Genomic DNA, 13,797 nt, shown 5'->3' with positions numbered 1-13,797 from the left:
AACTAGCGCCGGCCGTACATCATCAACTCGGCCAGCACGCTGCGCGCCGGTCCGACCACATCGATCGCCGCCAGCGACAATCCCAGCAGCGCCTGCGCCGGCGAGTTGTTGGCGAACACGCGGGCCATGGTGTCGGTCAGGCGCACCGTGGTGCTGCGGTCCTGCTGGCGCGCGGCGGTAAATTGCGCCAGCATTTGCGGCGTGGCGCCTTGCGCCAGCAGGCGCGCCAGCACCGTCACGTCGCGCAGGCCCAGGTTCAAGCCCTGGCCAGCCACCGGGTGCAGCGTTTGCGCGGCGTTGCCGATGGCGACCGTGCGCGCGGTGGCACGCGCATCGGCGTTCAGGCCCAGCGGGAAACCGAGGCGCGGTGAGGCATAGGTAAACCGGCCTACGCGGTCGCCGAACGCCTCGCCCAGTTGCGCCAAAAATGCCTGATCGTCCAGCGCCAGCAACTGCTCGGCGCGCGCCGGGCGCACGCACCACACCATCGAGTATTCGCCAAGCTGGGCTTCGCCCTGCGGCAGCAGCGCCAGCGGGCCTTCGTCGGTGAAGCGCTCGTAGGCGCGTTGTGGCTGCGGGCGGTTGCTGCGCACCTGCGCGATGATCGCGGTCTGGCCGTAGTCGCGGCGCCGGGCGCGGTCCTGCTGTTCGTTGAACAGGCCACCTTCGGCCTGCACCACCACGCCTGCGTGCAGCGCGCGCGCCGCGCCGGTGGCCAGGTCGGTAATGGTAAGCACTACTTGGTTATCGAGTTCGTCGAGCGCCGCCACCCGCGCCGGGCGCTGGGTGGCAATGCCGGCCGCATTCACCACGCTGCCGAGCGCCTTGACGATGTCGCCGTAGCGCGTGACGTAGCCCAGCGCCGGCACGCCCTGCTCGGCGCTGGTGATCATGCTGCGGCCGAACTGGCCACGGCGCGAGACGTGAATTTCGTTGATCGCCGTGCCGGCCACCGGCCAGGCGCCGATGTCTTCGAGGATTTGCCGGCTGCCCCACGACAGCGCCAGCGAGCGCGGGTCGGCGCTGGACTGGGCCAGCGTCTTGGCATCGATCAGGGCGATGCGGTGGGCGGGAATGCCGCGCTTGGCCAGCAGGGCGGCGAGCGCCATGCCGGCCGGGCCGGCGCCGCAGATGGCCACATCGCAGGACAGGGTAACTGGTGGGGGCGGGGTGTCTTGGTCGGTCATTGCATCAGCTTTTCGATGTCAGCCACGGACTTGGGCGCGGCTGCGCTCAATATCGTATGGCCGGTTGCGGTGACCAGCACATCGTCTTCGATGCGTATGCCGGTGTTCCAGTATTGTTCGGGCACGCCGGGCGCCGGGCGTACGTAGATGCCCGGCTCCACCGTCAGCACCATGCCCGCCTGCAGCGCGCGTGAGGGCTGGGGCTGGTCGGCGGCCTGCGCGTTTCCCGTGTGACGATACGCGCCCACGTCGTGCACATCGAGGCCCAGCCAGTGGCCGGTGCCGTGCATGTAGAACTGCAGGTGACGCTTGTCGGCGATGACGTCGGCCGCGCTGCCACAGGTGTTTTGATCGAGCAGGCCCAGGTCCAGCATGCCCTGCGCCAGCACGTCCAGCGCTGCGGCGTGGATGCGGGCATACGGCCGGCCCGGCACCACGGCGTCCAGCGCGGCGCCTTGCGCAGCCAGCACCAGTTGGTACAGCTGGCGCTGCGGCGCGGTAAAGCGGCCGTTGACGGGCCAGGTGCGGGTGATGTCGGAGGCGTAGCCATCGAGCTCGCAGCCGGCGTCGATCAGTACCAGGTCGCCGTCGCGGGCGAGGGCGTTGTTGGCGCTGTAGTGCAGCACGCAGGCGTTGGCGCCGGCCGCCACGATCGGCGGATACGCCTGGCCCTGGGCGCCGTGGCGGCGGAATTCGTACAGCAGTTCCGCCTCGATTTCGTATTCATGCAGGCCGGCGCGCGCGTGCTGCATCGCCCGGACGTGGGCCAGCGCCGAGATGGTGGCGGCGCGCTGCATGGTGGCTTGCTCGACATCGTCCTTCACCAGGCGCATCTCGGCCAGCAGCGGCAGCAGGTCAATCCCGGACGGTGCGTGGTCGCGCAACCGCACCAGGGAACTATCGAGTTCTTCGATCTGGTAGGCCTCATCGAAGCCAAAGGCGGCACGCGCAGCCTGCGGCCCATGGCGCAAGCCATCCCAGATTTCACGGTCAGGATTTTTGGCGCGGCAGAACAGGATGCTGCGTGCCGGTTTGTCACCGCGCGCGGCAACCAGCACCAGCGCGCTTTCCGGCTCGGTGAAACCGGTCAGGTAGTAAAACGCGCTGTCGTAGCGGTAAGGATAGTGGCTGTCGCCGTTGCGCGCCACCTCGGGCGCCGTGTGCAGCACCGCCACCGCGCCGGGCGGCAGCTGCGCCAGCAGGCGTGTCCGCCGGTTTGCGCAAGCAGCCACCATCGTCACTGCGCAGCCTTGGGGCCGGGTGCCAACGGGTGAGCAAGTGCGGCCCTCGGCGCATTGAGCAACTCGAGCTGCTGCACCGTGCCCAGGTTGTGCCACTCGCCCTCGTACACCTCGCCGCCGACGAGTTTTTTGTCGATGAATTCACGCAGCAAGGGGCCCAGCTTGGCGCGCGCGCCGGGCGTGATGGTGTCGAACATCTCGGGCCGGTACACGCCGATATTGCCGAAGGTGAATTTCGGCGCGCCGTCGTTATTGAGCGTGTACATCGACAGGCCGAAGTCGCCTTCCGGGTGGAAGTCGGGGTTCGGCACCAGGTACAGCCAGCAGATGTCGCGCTGGTCGGCCGGATAGGGGTTGCCCCACATGTCCTCGTCGTGCAGCACGTCCTTGACCTGTTCGAAGTCGAAGTGCGGACAATAGATGTCGCCCGAAATCGCCACGAACGGCGCATCGCCGAGCAGGTGGCGGGCGTTGGCGATGCCGCCGGCCGTCTCCAGCGCGGTCTCTTCGCGCGAGTACAGCAGTTTTGCGCCGTACTTGCTGCCGTCGCCCAGCGTTTGCTCGATCTGGTCACCCAGGTGAGCGTGGTTGATCACGATTTCCGTGATGCCGGCGCGCACCAGAGCGAGGATGTGCCAGACGATCAGCGGGCGGCCGCGCACCTTGAGCAGCGGCTTGGGGCAGGTGTCCGTCAACGGACGCATGCGCTCGCCGCGTCCGGCGGCAAAGATCATGGCTTTCATCAGCCCGGCCTCAGAACGTGTAGCCGACTTGCGGCTGCACGTCTTCCAGCAGGTCGAGCAGGCGCACCAGCGGTTTCAGGTCGCGGTAGCGGCCGGCGGTCTTGCGCACGTAGTCCATCACGGTGGGCAGGTCGGCCAGGTACTGGTCCTTGCCGTCGCGGTAGTGCAGGCGGCAGAAGATGCCGAGGATCTTCAGGTGACGCTGCAGGCCCATGTACTCGAAGTCCTGGTAGAAGCTGTCGATGTCCTTGTTGACCGGCAGACCGGCCGACTTGGCGTGCTGCCAGTAGCGGATGGCCCAGTCCAGCACCAGCTCTTCGTCCCACTGCACGTACGCGTCGCGCAGCAGCGAGACGACGTCGTAGGTGATCGGGCCGTACAGCGCATCCTGGAAGTCCAGCACGCCGGGATTGCCGGCGTCGATCTGCATCAGGTTGCGCGAATGGAAATCGCGGTGCACATACACCTGCTGCTGAGCCGTGACGTTGGCCAGGATGGCGTCGAACACGGACTTCAGTTCGGCCTGCTGCTTGTCGTTGAGCGTGGCCTTCAGGTGGCGGCCCAGGTACCACTCGGTGAAGATGCCCAGCTCGCGCTCCATGAAGGCGCGGTCGTACTCGGGCAGCACGTCCGGCTCGCTGGTGAGCTGGAACTTGACCAGCGCTTCGAGTGCATCGGCGTACATGGCCGAGGCGTTGTCGTGGTCGAGCACCTGCAGGTACGTGGTGTTGCCGAGGTCGGACATCAGCATGAAGCCGCGTTCGTAGTCGGTGGCGACGATGCGCGGCACGGAGACGCCGGCATGGGTGAGCATTTCGTCAACTTTAACAAAGCCCAGCACGTTTTCGCGCTCGGGCGGGGCGTCCATCACGACCAGGGTGGCGCCCAGGCTGGCCTGGTGCTCGGGTAAAACGTTGACACGGAAATAACGGCGGAAGCTGGCATCGCTTGATGCCGGGCGCGCGGAGGCGGCATCGACGACGTTGAGGGTGGCGAGCCAGGCGGTAAGTGCCTCGAGACGAAGGTCGGGAGTTAAATTCTGTAATAAAGACATGAAGCGAGCGGTTGAAACCGGCGTTGAGGATAGATTCCCATATAATAAGGGATTAATTTCAAATCGCCCGGTGTTTCCACCCTTCTTTTCATGAGTTGCATGCGCTGGCTTCTGCCCCCCACACCCTCGCACCGCTGGGCCTCTGCCCTGACTGCCATCGTCACTGTTTCCGCAGTGCCTACTTACGCCCAGGCTCAAGCCCAGGTTCAGCCTGCCGTGCCGGGCAAGCAGCGCGTGCCGCGGGTGGAGGATGTCAACGCCCCCACCATCGTCAAGGCCGAGGAAATCAATGGCCGCCCCGAGCGTGAACTGAACCTCGTGCGCGACGCCGAAATCGTCAAGGACCAGACCAAGGTGCAATCGGACTCGGCCTGCTTCCGCCAGGTGGAGAATGAAGTGGAAGCCGATGGCAACGTCAAGATCTGGCGTTTCGGCGACTATTTCACCGGCGACCAGCTCAAGCTGAACATGGACAGCGGCAAGGGCTATATGCTCAACCCGACCTACAAGATGGAGGCCAACAATGCGCAGGGCAAGGCCGAGCGCATCAACTTCATCAACGCCGACGAAGCACAAGTTGTCAACGGCACCTACAGCACCTGCCAGGGGGACGATCCCGACTGGTATTTGCGTTCGAGCACGCTCAACCTGGACAACGGGCGCGACGTCGGCACCGCCGGCCATACCGTGATTTACTTCAAGGACATACCGATCCTGGGCACGCCGGCATTGTCGTTCTCGCTGTCGGGCGCGCGCCGTTCGGGCTGGCTGTCGCCCACGCCGGGCTTCGGCTCCAAGGGCGAGGCCGAGTTGCTGGTGCCGTACTATGTCAACATCGCACCGAACCGCGACCTGACCCTGTACCCGAAAGTGATCCTGCGCCGCGGCCTGCAAATGGGCGCCAAGGGCCGCTACATGGGCGAAACCGATGGCGGCCTGTACGCCGGCGAAACCTACCTCGAATACCTGCCGCACGATAAAAAATACGTGCCGGTCGACCCGGGCGACTCCACCGACCGCTGGACCATCAAGTCGGTGCACAAGCAGGCCTTGTCGGAAGACTGGTCGTATGGCTGGAATGTCCGCGCTTCGTCGGATAACAATTATCCCAACGATTTCTCCAAGTCGGTATCGAGCTCGACCGAGCGGCAACTGTTGCGCGAGCTGCGCACCGACTACCACGGCGACTTCTGGACCCTGACTGCGCGCGTGCAGAAGTACCAGGTGCTGCAAGATCCGGAAGCGGGCATCGATCCGTCGCTGTTCGTCTCGCGGCCGTACGACCGCCTGCCGGCGATCAACTTCCACGCCGCGCAGTACGACGTGATGGGCGGCTTCGACTGGGCCTTCGACAGCGAACTCACGCGCTTCCACCATCCGACCCTGCTCAATGGCACGCGCCTGGTGGGTATACCGCAGATCAGCTACCCGATCATCGGACCCAGCTATTTCATCACCCCCAAGGTGATGCTCAACGCGGCCAGCTACCAGCTCGACAACCAGGCCGGCGGCGGTTCGCAAAACCTGTCGCGCGCGATTCCCACGGTGTCGATCGATTCGGGCCTGGTGTTCGAGCGCGACGCCAAGTTCCTCGGCAAGGAAATGACCCAGACCCTGGAGCCGCGCCTGTTCTACGTGCGCACGCCGTACCGCGACCAGACCCGGTTCCCCACCTTCGACACCGACGCGGCCACGTTCAACTTCAGCCAGATTTTCAGCGAAAACCGCTTCGTCGGCTCCGACCGTATCGGCGACGCCAACCAGCTGACCGCCGCGCTGGTGTCGCGCTTCCTCGACAGCTCGGGCGCCGAGCAGCTGCGCCTGTCGTTCGGCCAGCGCTTCTACTTCGAAGACCAGCGCGTGCAGCTCGATTCGTCCACGCCGGTGGTCGATGCCCACTCCGATATCCTGCTCGCCGCCAGCGGCCGCATTTCCGAGCACTGGACCTTCGACAGCGCGGTGCAATACAATCCGAGCCTGAGCCAGGTGTCGTCGCAAAGCTATACGTTCCAGTGGACGCCGGCGCAAAAGAAAGTGCTCAACCTCGGCTACCGCTACCTGCGCAACAGCTTCAAGAATATCGAGCTGTCGAGCCAGTGGCCGCTGTTCAAGCGCTGGTACGGCGTGGGCCGCGTCAGCTATTCGGCCCAGGACAAGAAGATCCTCGAAAGCCTGATCGGCCTCGAGTACAGCCATGACTGCTGGGTGTTCCGCATGGGCGCGCAGCGCTTCGTGACCACCTCGACCAAGGCGTCCACGCCGATCTTCTTCCAGCTCGAACTCAACGGCCTGTCGCACCTGGGCGTGGGCAGTCCGCTCGATGCCATGAAGAACAGCATTCCCGGTTACCAGCGCCTGAACGAGGGCAGATAAAGTTCAACTTAAGCAGATGTAACAAAGCGCACGGTATGATGCGCTTTGCGATATTTTCCAGCAAGGCACGCGGCGTAGCTTGTTTGCGCCGCGTGATTTTTACTACCTGACTCATGAGCGTTCCCCCATGCGTAATGCGTACCAAATGAAAGTCCTCGCCGTCTTGCTGTGCAGCGTAGCCCTGAGCGGTTGCAGCCTGTTCTCGAAAAAGCCCCAGCCGGCGCCAGCCGTCCCGGCCGCACCGGCAGCCGCTGCCGCGCCCGTCGCCAAGCCGGCCGCCAAGCCGGTGGCCAAGGCCGACGGTTCCGGCTTCGTGCCGCCTGGTTCGTCGAGCAACGTGGCGATCGATTCGATCGTGGTGGTGGTCAACGACGACGTTATCACCCGCCGTGAACTGAACAACCGCATCAAGACCGTGACCGCCCGCATGAAGCAGCAGAACGTGCAGATGCCGCCGGCCGTCGATCTCGAGCGCCAGCTGCTCGAGCGCATGATCGTCGAACGCGCGCAAATGCAACTGGCCAGGGAAATGGGCGTGCGCGTGGACGACAACCAGCTCGACCGCGCCATCGCCCGGATTGCCGAGGCGCAAAAAGCCACGGTGCAAGACCTGCGCAACCAGATGGAGAAGGACGGCACGCCGTTCGCCGCATTCCGCGAAGAGATCCGCGAAGAAATCATCATGCAGCGCCTGCGCGAGCACGAGGTCGATGCCAAGATCCAGATTTCCGATGCCGAAGTGGACAGCTACCTGGCCGCCCAGAAGGCTGCTGCTGCCCAGCAGTACGAGATCAACATCTCGCAAATCATGGTACGCATCCCCGACAATGCCACCGCCGAGGTGATCGCCCAGCGCCGCGCGCGCGCCGAAGAAGTGATGCGCCAGCTGCGCACCGGCGCCGACTTCGCGAAGACCGCCGCCACCTATTCCGACGCCAGCGATGCATTGCAGGGCGGCGCGGTGGGCTGGCGCCAGCCCGAGCGGCTGCCGCCGGTGTTTGCTGAAGCGCTGTCCAAGCTCACCCCGGGCCAGGTGACGCCGATCATCAAGAGCGTGGGCGCGTTCCACATCCTGAAAGCCGTCGATCGCCGCAGCGTGGCCGAAGCGCAAGCGGCCGCCGTCGTGCAGCAAACCCATGCGCGCCACATCCTGATCAAGGTCACGCCCACCATGAGCGCGGCCGACGCCAAGCGCAAGCTGGCCGAACTCAAGGAGCGCCTGGTCAACAAGGGCGCCACCTTCGAGGAGCTGGCGCGCCTGTTCTCCAACGACAGCTCGGCCGCCAAGGGCGGCGACATCGGCTGGCTCTACCCGGGCGACCTGACGCCGGAATTCGAGTCGGCCATGAACGGCCTGAAAATCGGCGAAATCAGCGACCCGGTGGAAACCAGCTTCGGTGTGCACCTGATCGAAGTGCTCGAACGTAAATCGGACGACGCCTCCAAGGAACGCGAGCGCAACATGGCCCGCCAGGCCCTGCGCGACCAGAAGCTGGAAGAAGCGACCGAGAGCTGGCAGCGCGAAGTGCGCGACCGCGCCTTCGTCGAGTTCCGCAACGAAGACGGCACCGTCGCCACCCCGCCGAAATAATCATTCAACCAGGAGCATCCGTGAGCGCACATGCGAACACCGCGCATACTGCGCACACCGGCCTGCCGCCTTCCACCCCGCCACGGCGCAGCCGTCCGGCGCTTGCCGTGACGGTGGGCGAACCGGCCGGCATCGGCCCCGAGATCGCGCTGCGCGCCGCCTGGGCGCGGCGGCACGAAGTCAATTGCGTGCTGCTCGGCGACGCCGCATTCCTAGCCATGACGGCCGCCGCCATCGATCCCGAGATTCGCGTCTCCGCGCTGTCCTTGATGGCGGTGCGCAACGGCGGCCTGCCGCATTTCGGTCCCGAACGTATCAGCGTGATCGACGTGCCACTGGGCGCCCACGTGGTGCCAGGCACCCTGAACCGCGACAACGGCCGCGCCGTGCTGGCCACGCTGGACGCCGCCATCGAGGGCGTCAAGGCCGGCTGGTTCGAGGCCGTGGTCACCGCGCCGCTGCAAAAAAGCACGATCAACGACGCCGGCGTGGCGTTTTCCGGCCATACCGAATACTTTGCCGAGCGCACCGGCACCGACCAGGTGGTAATGATGCTGGCCGGGCCGATGCCGGTCGCCTTCAGTCAAGCTGGGCAGGCCGGGCAGCAGTTCCGGGTGGCGCTGGCCACTACCCACCTGGCCTTGAAAGATGTGCCGGCCGCGCTGAACCAGGACGGCCTGGGCCGCATCCTCGACATCATCGACCGTGACTTGAAGACCAAGTTCGGCATCGCCGCGCCGCGCATCCTGGTGTGCGGCCTGAATCCGCACGCGGGCGAGGGTGGCTACCTGGGCCGCGAGGAAATCGACACCATCACCCCGGCGCTGGACGCGGCGCGCGCGCGCGGCATCGACGCCCTGGGCCCGTACCCGGCCGACACCCTGTTCCAGCCCAAGTACCTGCAAGACGCCGACTGCGTGCTGGCCATGTACCACGACCAGGGCCTGCCGGTGCTCAAGTTCGCCACCTTCGGCCATGGCATCAACATCACGCTGGGCCTGCCGTTGATCCGCACCTCGGTCGATCACGGCACCGCGCTCGACCTGGCTGCGCGCGGCCTTGGCCACGCCGACTGCGGCAGCATGGACGCCGCCATCACCGCTGCGCTCGGCATGGCCGATGCGGTGCGCCATGCCCGCTCCCACACTTCGACTTAAAGATAGAACAATATGAAACACGTAGCCCGCAAACGCTTTGGCCAGAATTTCCTGCACGACAAATACGTTCTGGAAGACATCACCTCGGCCATCGGCCCGGCGCCAGACGATACCATGGTCGAGATCGGCCCCGGCCTGGCGGCCATGACCAAGGGACTGCTGCGCACGCTCAAGCACATGCACGTGGTGGAACTGGACCGCGACCTGGTCGCCCGGCTGGAGAAGGATTTTCCGCGCGAACAGCTGACCATCCACGCCGGCGACGCCCTGAAATTCGATTTCGGCGCGATTCCCGTACCGGCCGGCAAAAAGCTGCGCATCGTCGGTAACCTGCCGTACAACATCTCGAGCCCGCTGCTGTTTCACCTGGCCGAGTTTGCCAGCGTGGTCGAAGACCAGCACTTCATGCTGCAAAAAGAGGTGGTGGAGCGCATGGTGGCCGAGCCGGGCAGCAAGACCTTCGGCCGCCTGTCGGTGATGCTGCAATGGCGTTACGACATGAAGCTGCTGTTCGTGGTGCCGCCGGAAGCGTTCGATCCGCCACCGAAGGTGGAATCGGCCATCGTGCGCATGATCCCGGTCGCCGAGCAACTGCCGTGCGACGGCGAGACGCTGGAAGCGGTGGTACAAAAAGCGTTCTCGCAACGCCGCAAGGTGATCCGCAACTGCCTGGCTGGCATGTTTACCGAAGAACAGATCATCGCCGCCGGCATCGATCCTACCCACCGCCCGGAAGTGGTGGGCCTGGCGCAGTACGTGGCGCTGGCCAATATCCTCAAGCCGGTTTAACACCACAGGCAAAAAAAAGCCCGCTCAGGGAGCGGGCTAAATCCAATTCCTTTGCAAGAAGTGGAGGAGACAAGTGCAGTATGCTGCGTCGCGGCATATCATGCTACTTTATTTTTCACATATCCAACATCATCAATGTGAATGTCACCTCGTCCATGCCGGCACAGCCGGTTTGGCTGTGCCGTTCCTTGCATTGTTACTCAGGCCGGTGGGGCGCAGGTAAGCACCAGGTTGGTGACCGATGCGCCACGGATCACGCCACTCGGGTTCGTCAAGGTGCACACCAGGTTTTTCGGCTGTGTCAGGATACTGATGCTGTACACCTGTCCGTTGGTTAGGCTCGCAGCGGCGAAGTCACCGCTGGTGGCGGTGGCGCTGCTCAGCTGTACCTGAGTGCCGCTGCCGTTGATCAGGGTAACTATGTTAGGGACGTCGGTGTCAACCGTTGCACCTTCAAGCCTTTGCTTTTCCACCGACACCAGTCCCGAGTACTTGCCGCCCACCGTGAACGCCGTTGGCGTGCAGCTGATCCCTGCGGCGATCGTGACCGTGTAACCGGCCGTGCCCTTGGGGCCCAGCACCTCGCAGGTGAAGAATTCGGGCTGTTGGGTGATCGTGATGTTGTACTCCGAGCCGTAGTCGATCTGCTGGGGGAAGGCGAACGAGGTGGCGCCCTTGGGCACGGTCAGCGTATTGCCGCCGTTCGAGATGACCAGGCCATCCACGGTCACGCCTGACACCGAACCTTGCACCGTGTATTGGGCTTTGCCGCCACAGGCGGTGAGCAGGCTGGCCAGGGTCAGCGCGACCAGCGCGCCCACGTACGAAAATTTCATGTAGTTCTCCGGATTTTAAATGGTTGCGTGCCGACTATTGGCCGCTGGACGTGTTGACGCACGAGACCGTCACTGCATCAAGGCGATCGCCACCAGTGATGTTGCCGGTGCTGGTAGCGGCCGGGATCGTGCAGGTCTGTCCGGTTGGCTGGCTCAGCACGCTGATGCCGTAGTTGGAGCCATCCCCCACCGTGCGTGGGAAGACGAAGGAGGTTGCACCGCGGGGTACGGCTATCGTGTCCGAGCCGTTGGCTACCACCAAACCATCGGTTGTCAGGTCAGCGACCTTGCCGCCCAGCGTGCGGGGGGTGTTGGTGCAGGTGATCACGACAGAATAGGCATTGTAGACATTGGCCTTGCCCTGGTTGTTGGTCGCGACGCACTTGGCATTGGCCGGCTGGTTTTTGATCTGTACGTCGAAGTTGTCGTCAACCGATACCTGGCGTGTGAAGTTGAAGTTGACGGCGCCGGTCGCCACGTCCAAGGTTTCGCCGTTGCCGTTGTTAATCAGTTGTAAGCCGGTCTTGGTATAACCGTTGATGCTGCCGGCAATTTGCAGGCTGCCATCGCTGCCGCCGCAGGCGCTCAGGATGGCGCCGCACAGCAGCGCCAGGCTCGAGCGCAGAGTCGTATTTTTCATCAGATCTTTCTCCAAAACGAATAGGGGCCGGCAGCTTGCACAACGGTGGCACGCGGGCCGCACGGGTGCAGCATCTTACACGGGTTTGGACGGTATTTTAGTGCATTTGGTAACAGCGGTCGCCGCCACGGATGTAACAGCGTGTTAGTACCGCTTGCGGCTCTGCGTGCGATCGGTGCGATCGGTGCGACAATAGCGGCTTCCCCCCTATACATAACGCTGCCATGATGAACCACCGTCCCCCGCAAGCCCTGCTGTTCGACCTCGACGACACCCTGTGGCCGATCGGCCCGGTGATCGCTGCGGCCGAACTGGGCTGGCATGCCTGGCTGGCCGAGCGCGCGCCGGTGGTGACCGACAAATATACGGTAGAGCAATTGCGCGCGCTGCGCATGGCGCTGCTCGAACGCCAGCCCGACATGGTGGCTGACCTGTACAAATTGCGCCGCGCCGCGCTCGAAGCCGTGTTTCTCGAAACCGGCGCCGATAGTACCCATATCGACGGCGCCATGGCCCACTTCCATACCCTGCGCAACGCCGTCACCATGTTCGACGATGTGCTGCCCGTGCTGGAAGAGCTGCGCACCATGCTGCGCCTGGGCGTGATCACCAACGGCAACGCCGACCTTGAAGTCATCGGCCTGCACCACCACTTTGAAGTGGCGCTGGCCTCGCACAGCTTCGGCCGCGCCAAGCCGGCCCCCGAGATTTTCCTGGCTGCCTGCACGGCGCTGGGCGTGGCGCCCGAGCACGCCATCTATGTGGGCGACGACTTGCGGCTCGACGTGCAGGGTGCGCAGGCGGTGGGCATGCGCGCGGTGTGGATCAACCGCAGCGGCAGCAGCGCCCATCTCGAGGCCGGCATCGTGCCGGACGCCATCTGCGCCAGTTTCGACGAACTGCTGGTGTGGGTGAAGGCGCAGATGCGGCATAATGAAGATCAAGAACCCAAGGGACACTGAAGATAATCACCATGCAACTCGACACCCGCGCCCAAACCCTGCTCAAAGCCCTGGTCGAACGCTATATTGCGGACGGCCAGCCGGTGGGCTCGCGCGCCCTGTCTAAGATCTCCGGCCTCGACCTGTCGCCGGCCACCATTCGCAACATCATGGCCGACCTGGAAGACCTCGGCTACGTGGCCAGTCCGCACACGTCGGCCGGGCGCGTGCCCACGCCGCGCGGCTACCGCATCTTTGTCGATACCTTGCTCACTGTGCAGCCGTTCGACGAGCAGTCGGTGGAGTCGCGCATGCGCCTGCAGGCGCCGCAGCCGCAAAAAATGATTTCCAATGCGGCGCAGATGTTGTCGTCGCTGTCGCAGTTTGCCGGCGTGGTACTGAGCCCGCGCCGCGAATCGGTGTTCCAGCAGATCGAATTCTTGCGCCTGGGCGAAAAACGCATCTTGCTGGTCATCGTCGGCCCGACCGGCGACGTCCAGAACCGCATGCTGCTCACCGATGTCGATTACAGTCCGTCGCAGCTGGTGCAGTCGGCCAATTACATCAACCAGAACTACGGCGGCCTGTCGCTCGACGAAGTGCACCGCCGCCTGGCGGGCGAAGTACGCCAGTTGCGCGACGATATGAGCCGGTTGATGCAGGTGGCGGTGGAAGCGGGCAGCGAAGCGATGGCTGACGACAAGGACGACATGGTGATTTCGGGCGAGCGCAACCTGCTGTCGGTCAGCGACCTGTCGAGCAATATGTCGTCGCTACGGCAGATGTTCGACATGTTCGAGCAAAAGACCGGCTTGCTGCAGCTGCTCGACATGTCGAGCAAGGCCAGCGGCGTGCAGATTTATATCGGCGGCGAATCGAGCCTGGTGCCGATGGACGAAATGAGCGTGGTGACCGCGCCGTACACGGCCAATGGCAAGATCGTCGGTACGCTGGGAGTGATCGGCCCCACCCGCATGGCGTACGAGCGGGTGATACCGATCGTGGATATTACGGCCAAGCTGTTATCGAACGCGCTGAGCCATAACTGAAACCCGCACTGCAACCCTGGGGTGGGGGCCCCGGCGGGGGGCGCCCCCCCCGGGGGCCGGGGGGGGGGCGGGGGGGCGCGCGGGGGGGGGGGACGGGGGGGCGGGCGGGGGGCCGGGCCGGGGGCGGGGGCGCGGGCCGGGCCCCCCCCGCCGGCCCTCTCGAGGAACAGGGGGTGGAAAACGTCCCCGCGGGCGG

The 13,797-nt window shown here is 64.6% G+C and carries 12 protein-coding genes; 6 read left to right on the top strand and 6 right to left on the bottom strand.

The window, feature by feature from the left end; translation table 11 throughout:
- Window positions 1-2: 2 nt before the first annotated feature.
- Genes J2X54_RS24500 through J2X54_RS24485 form a run of 4 tightly spaced genes read right to left on the bottom strand, consistent with a single transcriptional unit; the run spans window position 3 to window position 4,225 of the window.
- Complete coding sequence (locus J2X54_RS24500) at window positions 3-1,187, bottom strand: UbiH/UbiF/VisC/COQ6 family ubiquinone biosynthesis hydroxylase (protein ID WP_310184397.1); 1,185 nt, start codon at window positions 1,185-1,187, stop codon at window positions 3-5.
- Complete coding sequence (locus tag J2X54_RS24495; protein ID WP_310184396.1) at window positions 1,184-2,422, bottom strand: aminopeptidase P N-terminal domain-containing protein; 1,239 nt, start codon at window positions 2,420-2,422, stop codon at window positions 1,184-1,186. The genes J2X54_RS24500 and J2X54_RS24495 overlap by 4 nt, the downstream gene beginning before the upstream one ends.
- A 2-nt stretch (window positions 2,423-2,424) precedes the next feature.
- Window positions 2,425-3,171 (bottom strand): N-acetylmuramate alpha-1-phosphate uridylyltransferase MurU, encoded by a 747-nt coding sequence (murU, locus tag J2X54_RS24490; RefSeq protein ID WP_310184395.1) that lies wholly within the window; start codon window positions 3,169-3,171, stop codon window positions 2,425-2,427.
- 10 nt (window positions 3,172-3,181) lie between these two features.
- Window positions 3,182-4,225: a phosphotransferase gene (locus J2X54_RS24485; protein ID WP_310184394.1), complete on the bottom strand. Its 1,044-nt coding sequence runs from the start codon at window positions 4,223-4,225 to the stop codon at window positions 3,182-3,184.
- Between the two features lie 99 nt (window positions 4,226-4,324).
- Here J2X54_RS24485 and J2X54_RS24480 point away from each other — a divergent pair, with 99 nt between their 5' ends.
- The 4 genes from J2X54_RS24480 (at window position 4,325) to rsmA (ending at window position 10,135) form a co-directional block, all read left to right on the top strand.
- Entirely contained in the window at window positions 4,325-6,598 is a 2,274-nt protein-coding gene (locus tag J2X54_RS24480; RefSeq protein WP_070249194.1) for an LPS-assembly protein LptD, read from the top strand.
- A 145-nt stretch (window positions 6,599-6,743) separates the two neighbouring features.
- Entirely contained in the window at window positions 6,744-8,189 is a 1,446-nt protein-coding gene (locus tag J2X54_RS24475; protein ID WP_310184393.1) for a peptidylprolyl isomerase, read from the top strand.
- A 62-nt stretch (window positions 8,190-8,251) separates the two neighbouring features.
- Window positions 8,252-9,346 carry a 4-hydroxythreonine-4-phosphate dehydrogenase PdxA gene (pdxA, locus tag J2X54_RS24470; RefSeq protein WP_310184471.1) on the top strand — a complete coding sequence of 365 codons (1,095 nt, stop codon included), beginning with the start codon at window positions 8,252-8,254 and terminating at the stop codon, window positions 9,344-9,346.
- A gap of 12 nt (window positions 9,347-9,358) precedes the next feature.
- Window positions 9,359-10,135, top strand: coding sequence for a 16S rRNA (adenine(1518)-N(6)/adenine(1519)-N(6))-dimethyltransferase RsmA (gene rsmA / locus J2X54_RS24465; protein WP_310184392.1), 777 nt, complete (start codon window positions 9,359-9,361; stop codon window positions 10,133-10,135).
- 200 nt (window positions 10,136-10,335) lie between these two features.
- On the opposite strand, the gene J2X54_RS24460 is transcribed toward rsmA, so the two are convergent.
- Both J2X54_RS24460 and J2X54_RS24455 read right to left on the bottom strand, forming a co-directional pair.
- Complete coding sequence (locus J2X54_RS24460; RefSeq protein WP_310184391.1) at window positions 10,336-10,971, bottom strand: hypothetical protein; 636 nt, start codon at window positions 10,969-10,971, stop codon at window positions 10,336-10,338.
- A gap of 34 nt (window positions 10,972-11,005) precedes the next feature.
- Window positions 11,006-11,611 carry a hypothetical protein gene (locus J2X54_RS24455; RefSeq protein WP_310184390.1) on the bottom strand — a complete coding sequence of 202 codons (606 nt, stop codon included), beginning with the start codon at window positions 11,609-11,611 and terminating at the stop codon, window positions 11,006-11,008.
- Between the two features lie 227 nt (window positions 11,612-11,838).
- On the opposite strand from J2X54_RS24455, the gene J2X54_RS24450 reads away from it, so the two are divergent.
- Both J2X54_RS24450 and hrcA read left to right on the top strand, forming a co-directional pair.
- Window positions 11,839-12,573 (top strand): HAD family hydrolase, encoded by a 735-nt coding sequence (locus tag J2X54_RS24450; protein ID WP_070249189.1) that lies wholly within the window; start codon window positions 11,839-11,841, stop codon window positions 12,571-12,573.
- A gap of 11 nt (window positions 12,574-12,584) precedes the next feature.
- Entirely contained in the window at window positions 12,585-13,601 is a 1,017-nt protein-coding gene (gene hrcA / locus J2X54_RS24445; RefSeq protein ID WP_310184389.1) for a heat-inducible transcriptional repressor HrcA, read from the top strand.
- Window positions 13,602-13,797 lie beyond the last annotated feature (196 nt).

The organism is Duganella sp. 3397, assembly GCF_031456625.1.
GTDB lineage: Bacteria > Pseudomonadota > Gammaproteobacteria > Burkholderiales > Burkholderiaceae_D > Rugamonas > Rugamonas phyllosphaerae.
Note: the sequence above shows the minus strand (reverse complement) of the source record. Positions and strands in the feature narration are given on the sequence as shown.

Excerpts from the sequence above, each read along its gene's own strand:
- J2X54_RS24500 (WP_310184397.1), bottom strand. The coding sequence starts at position 1,187 with ATGACCGACCAAGACACCCCGCCCCCACCAGTTACCCTGTCCTGCGAT.
- J2X54_RS24495 (WP_310184396.1), bottom strand. The coding sequence starts at position 2,422 with ATGGTGGCTGCTTGCGCAAACCGGCGGACACGCCTGCTGGCGCAGCTG.
- murU (WP_310184395.1), bottom strand. The coding sequence starts at position 3,171 with ATGAAAGCCATGATCTTTGCCGCCGGACGCGGCGAGCGCATGCGTCCG.
- J2X54_RS24485 (WP_310184394.1), bottom strand. The coding sequence starts at position 4,225 with ATGTCTTTATTACAGAATTTAACTCCCGACCTTCGTCTCGAGGCACTT.
- J2X54_RS24480 (WP_070249194.1), top strand. The coding sequence starts at position 4,325 with ATGCGCTGGCTTCTGCCCCCCACACCCTCGCACCGCTGGGCCTCTGCC.
- J2X54_RS24475 (WP_310184393.1), top strand. The coding sequence starts at position 6,744 with ATGAAAGTCCTCGCCGTCTTGCTGTGCAGCGTAGCCCTGAGCGGTTGC.
- rsmA (WP_310184392.1), top strand. The coding sequence starts at position 9,359 with ATGAAACACGTAGCCCGCAAACGCTTTGGCCAGAATTTCCTGCACGAC.
- J2X54_RS24460 (WP_310184391.1), bottom strand. The coding sequence starts at position 10,971 with ATGAAATTTTCGTACGTGGGCGCGCTGGTCGCGCTGACCCTGGCCAGC.
- J2X54_RS24455 (WP_310184390.1), bottom strand. The coding sequence starts at position 11,611 with ATGAAAAATACGACTCTGCGCTCGAGCCTGGCGCTGCTGTGCGGCGCC.
- J2X54_RS24450 (WP_070249189.1), top strand. The coding sequence starts at position 11,839 with ATGAACCACCGTCCCCCGCAAGCCCTGCTGTTCGACCTCGACGACACC.
- hrcA (WP_310184389.1), top strand. The coding sequence starts at position 12,585 with ATGCAACTCGACACCCGCGCCCAAACCCTGCTCAAAGCCCTGGTCGAA.